Annotated in this window: 6 protein-coding genes; 1 reads left to right on the forward strand and 5 read right to left on the reverse strand. The window is 47.3% G+C overall.

Features of this window, described 5'->3' with window-relative positions; translation table 11 throughout:
* The first annotated feature begins 81 nt into the window (after positions 1 to 81).
* Positions 82 to 1,245, forward strand: a complete 1,164-nt coding sequence (locus J7J01_01730; protein ID MCD6209613.1) for a HEAT repeat domain-containing protein — start codon at positions 82 to 84, stop codon at positions 1,243 to 1,245.
* A gap of 57 nt (positions 1,246 to 1,302) precedes the next feature.
* On the opposite strand, the gene J7J01_01735 is transcribed toward J7J01_01730, so the two are convergent.
* From J7J01_01735 to J7J01_01755, 5 genes are all read right to left on the reverse strand, one after another.
* A complete protein-coding gene (locus J7J01_01735; GenBank protein ID MCD6209614.1) occupies positions 1,303 to 1,989 on the reverse strand; it encodes a diphthine--ammonia ligase in 687 nt (228 codons plus the stop codon).
* Between the two features lie 7 nt (positions 1,990 to 1,996).
* Positions 1,997 to 2,707, reverse strand: a complete 711-nt coding sequence (locus J7J01_01740; protein ID MCD6209615.1) for a heme exporter protein CcmB — start codon at positions 2,705 to 2,707, stop codon at positions 1,997 to 1,999.
* Positions 2,697 to 3,677, reverse strand: a complete 981-nt coding sequence (locus J7J01_01745; GenBank protein ID MCD6209616.1) for a shikimate kinase — start codon at positions 3,675 to 3,677, stop codon at positions 2,697 to 2,699. Before J7J01_01745 ends, J7J01_01740 begins: the two co-directional genes overlap by 11 nt.
* Complete coding sequence (locus J7J01_01750; GenBank protein MCD6209617.1) at positions 3,674 to 4,207, reverse strand: HEPN domain-containing protein; 534 nt, start codon at positions 4,205 to 4,207, stop codon at positions 3,674 to 3,676. Before J7J01_01750 ends, J7J01_01745 begins: the two co-directional genes overlap by 4 nt.
* A 99-nt stretch (positions 4,208 to 4,306) precedes the next feature.
* Positions 4,307 to 4,955, reverse strand: a 649-nt coding sequence (locus J7J01_01755) for a hypothetical protein (GenBank protein MCD6209618.1), incomplete at its 5' end; no start/stop codon positions are given.

A 4,955-nucleotide genomic window follows, 5' to 3' on the forward strand; every position in this document is an offset into this window, starting at 1 on the left:
GCTCAATATATTAGTGAAAGTGAAGATAGCGAAAGGCTTGAGGCTGTGATTAACGAGATGTGGTCACCGAAATGACGAGAGGTGATTAAATTCCTGGCAGGCATCAGGGGGCAGGAAATTGTTGAGAAGATTTATTCTCAAGATAACGATAAAGAGGACAATATCATTCATTCACGCCTATTTCTGGCTGCCGAATGTCTGGCAGAAGTAAGAGAAGCAAGAAGAGAGCTAAAAGAGGAGATTAATCAAAAGTTAAAAGAATTAATAAGGATAGAACCTTTCAGGTTTGATGCGATAATTGCATCAGGATTTCTCGGAGACATAACCAGCCTGAAATCGCTATTATGGGATTTGGATAGTAGAGTACGTGCAGCCGCAGTGAAAGCACTGGCTGTGTTTAAGGACAGGGTGCCAGAAGAAGTAATAAAGGCTATTGCTGGTCTGCTACGGGATGATGAATGGTATGTGCGTGCAGTCGCAGCGAAAGCACTGGCTGTGTTTAAGGATAGGCTACCAGAAGAAGCGATAAAGGATATTGCCGGTCTGTTACACGATGATAATTCGGACGTGCGTGCAGCCGCAGTGAAAGCACTGGCTGTGTTTAAGGACAGGGTGCCAGGAGAAGCGATAGAGGATATTGCTGCTCGGTTACGCGATGTTAATTGGGAGGTGCGTGCAGCCGCGGTGGAAGCACTGGCTGTGTTTAATGACAGGGTGCCAGGAGAAGCGATAATGGATATTGCTGCTCGGTTACGCGATGTTAATTGGGAGGTGCGTAAAGCTGCAGTGGATGCGCTGGCTAAATTGGGGGACAGGATACCAGAAGAAGTGCTAAAGGATATTGCTGCTCGGTTACGCGATGATAATAGGCTTGTGCGTGCAGTCGCAGTGGATGCACTGGCTGTGTTTAAGGATAGGGTGCCAGAAGAAGCGATAAAGGATATTGCCGGTCTGTTACACGATGATAATAGGCTTGTGCGTGCAGTCGCAGCGAAAGCACTGGCTGTGTTTAAGGACAGGGTGCCAGAAGAAGCGATAAAGGATATTGCCGGTCTGTTACACGATGATGATTCGGATGTGCGTGCAGTCGCAGCGAAAGCACTGGCTGTGTTTAAGGACAGGGTACCAGAAGAAGTGATAATGGATATTGCTGGCTGGTTACGCGATGATAATAGGGAGGTGCGTGAGAGCACATATAGAACGTTAAAAATCTTTTATGAATCAGGTATTCCTTTACCCGGGTAAAATTTTACATTTATACAACCGGATAGATGATAATAGCCATTTTTTGTTTGCGCACAGTCATTTCACCACCAGCACAGCATCATCCACTATAAATTGCCCGCTCTGCGTTTTATCATCCCATACGGTATGCCATTGGAGAATGCGGATTCGCTCATTGAAGAGCGGGCAATTAATCACGAGCGTTTCAAACTCGCCGCCTTCTCCTGCGGTGCATACATAACATACGCCGTGCAAATTACATAGCTCTTTGAACACATTGCGGTCTATCAACCTGCCAAGCCATTCTTCGGTGAGCCCATAAGCAGCAACTGCGGTTATTATCACCTCGAATCCTGCATCAAACATCTCGTTCCAGAGTTCCTCAGGGTCTCTCCCCCACAACGGCGCTAAACTAACCAAGCCGAGGTCATTGCATATCCTCTCTATCCTGCTCCTCTGGTAATTGGAGAATATCGCACCTGATACAACACCATCTATCGCATATCTAATTTTTGCTTCACGCAGAGCATCCCTCAGGTCGCTGAGTTCCGCTTCTTTTGCACCCGCTGAATGATGGAATACCAGAGGTAGCCGCATTGACTTCGCCTGTAACTTGACGAGGTCTATGTTTGGCACATGATACATGTATGAGTCGGGATTGAGTGATTTAATGGCAACAAGAACGCGAATCTCATGCCGCTTGCTGGCAATGTATGTAGCATAAAGGCTGTCTTTACCGCCGGATACCAGTGCTGCGAGTTTCACTTTGTATTCACTCCTCAAGCACGAACTTGAAAGTGAGGGTCATTACTGCGGTAATCAAGAGCAGGAAAGCGATTAATAGCCGTAATTCCGGCATCACATCTGCTATTGTGTAACCCGGGCTGAGCAGTTTCTTCGTCGCACCTACAGAAGGCAGGAGTGCAGGAATGCAAATAGGGATAAGGAGAAAAGAGAGTAGCAGAGTCTTACCTTCGGAGAACATTACGAGTCCAGAAATGAAAGAGCCGGCAAATGCGAGACAGATAGCACCTGAAATGGATATGAGTAACAGAGCCAGGAATTGCATACCGGTATCAAGATGCAGGTTCAAGAATATGATAGCTGCGGGAATCAGGACACATTCGACAAACAGGAGCAGTGCAGTGCCATAGATGATTTTACCTGCGAGAATTGCCAGTGGCGAACATGGCAGGGTCTTCAAACCCCCAAGTGTGCCCATGTCGGCTTCGCGCATGAAGGATGTGGTGAATGTGAGTATGCTTGTGAAGAAGAGGATTACCCATAGCGATGCAGCAGCCACTTCAGGTCGTGCTGTGCCCGCGGTACCAATACCAAACGCGAAACTGCAAATGAGGATAGAGCCAAACGAGAATGTGAGCATTGAAATAATCTCGTAAGAGCGGCGGAACTCGGTTCGCAGGTCCTTCTCCGCGATGCCCAGTGCCGCTCCCACCTGCGGGAAATCGAAATCATGTGCCATCTCTTAAATATCCCCCGCCACCATCCTCATTACCGTTAACGTTATAGTCATATTTATATGCAGGCTCATTATTTATCCTCGTCTTTATTATCCGCCCCTCTATATCCAGTTCACTCCACGCACTGTATAACTCAGCCTCCGCTGTTCTATCCACGAGTGCGACAAAAGAAGGACCAGTGCCCGATAAGCTCACACCTCTCACATTGCATTCCAGCGCTTTCAGCATCGGCTCAGGACTGAAATTCAATGCTGCACAATACAAGAAGCCATTTAACGTCATCGCATCCTCAAATTTAGATGCCAGTGCGAGCTCATAAGCAATATCCACCCATGGCGCTACCAATCGAGACCGCTGCACATCGGTATCGGCAGTAAATGCCTTCGCCTCAGGTACGAAAATAAGTACCCCTGAATCCTTCTCTTCCCTCATTATCAGTTCCTTCTTCATGTTGTCTGTTATCACGACGCCACCGAGTAAAGAAGCGCAGGCATCGTCAAAAGCGCCGGTTATTGAGACACCGGTATCCAGAGCGGCATTCACACCTATTCTTATCACCTCAAGGGCATCCATATCCGCCCCTGCTCCTATCGCATCCAGAGCGGCGACCACGGTAGCATTTGCGGCTGCACTGCTGCTCTTCAGCCCGCTTCCCACAGGTATCTCACTCCTCGTATACACATAACCACACAGAGGCAGATTGAACTTCTTCAGCACCAGCTCCAGACATCGTTCTATCAATCGCGTATCAATGTCAACATCTTTACCCCTACCTCTATCTTTATCCCTCTCTCCTTCTAATTCTAACTCTGACTCTAACTCTGTATGTGCCTCTATGGCTTTGAAATCCTCGCCAAGTTCCACTTCGGCATACGTCCACCTGTCGATGCCGAAAGCAGAACCTTTATAAGTGGCTATTGCATTTATTACTGTTCCTGCGCCACTGGCTTTACCATATCCCTTCGCACTCATCCTTCCTGCCGCTCGAATAATGTAACCCCATTCTTAACTGCTTCCAGAGCAATTGGGATATTGTTATTCAGCTCTTTCTCAGTATAACGGAAAGGGAAGATGTCAACCGGGAAATCCAAAGAGAACTTCTCGGTCCACTCTGTGCGCCTATCCATAAAAGGCTTATCGGCTCTTTTGAGTACTATTAAAATATCCGCATCGCTCCCGGGTACACCTCCCTTCTCTACCAGAGAGCCAAGTAGGATAATTTTTAATACGTTCTCATCTCCTTTTCCTATTTCACCAGCAACTTTATAAATTTCCTCGATCAATTTTTCTTGATCAAGCCAGAATGCCTTTACAGAATTCAATGATTCTTCTACCACAAACGATTGCATCTTCTGCATCACTCCTCGTGAAATTTTTCTGCCGCTTGCTGAGCTATAAGCTATAAAGCATGACCATTCGAAAGATTTGACTTTTATCAGCTCTTCAGCTACTTTTAAGTCTCGTTCTGCTTGCTTTATCCAATCCCTGCTCCGCTCTGGCATCTTATCTACTTAGTTTTAGTTTATTTATATATCCTTCAGTTCTGTGTAAAATAAATCAAACTCTTTGCTCTGAGCTGAATCCTGGACTGGACTCCCGGGCTATGCTTGAAATTGAACATGATCAAGCCAGCCGCAGTCGGACCCTTGAGTGATCGTATCATCCTTTATATATTGCCACTTGAGCCTGTGAATGCCGGAACTGAGCTGATAACTCTTCCGCTGCCAGTTCACATCTCCTGAGATTCTATCACGTCCGACGCCATCAATATAGAACTCGAGGAAATCGAAGTACCGCTCAGACGAGACCCGCCAGTCGAAAGTCAAGTTCCCGGGTCCTGATACCGTGGTCGCTATCCATGATTGCTCACCATGCGTTATCGAACCACTCTGTGCTGCATCATCACCATAATTGGTGATGGTGGATTCTCCGAGCCAGAGGGCAGAACCGCCTGTCCGCCATCTCAATACGGTATTATCCACGGCATCGCCCAGTGTGATATGCACAGGGGCAGGGGCAGGTGTTGGCGTTGGCATTGGTGTGGGTGTTGGTGTGGGTGCTGGTGTAGGCACCAGTGTAGGTGTGAGTGTAGGTGAAGGTGAAGGAGTAGCTGTAGGGGTAGGAGTTGGAATTGGAGTGGTGGTAGGCGCTGGTAAAGGAGTAGGTCCGGGTGAATTTAATGGTGTGAACACTATATGATCAAGCCAGCCGCAGTCGGACCCTTGAGTGATCGTATCATCCTTTATATAT

The organism is Methanophagales archaeon (assembly GCA_021159465.1).
Lineage (GTDB): Archaea > Halobacteriota > Syntropharchaeia > Alkanophagales > Methanospirareceae > G60ANME1.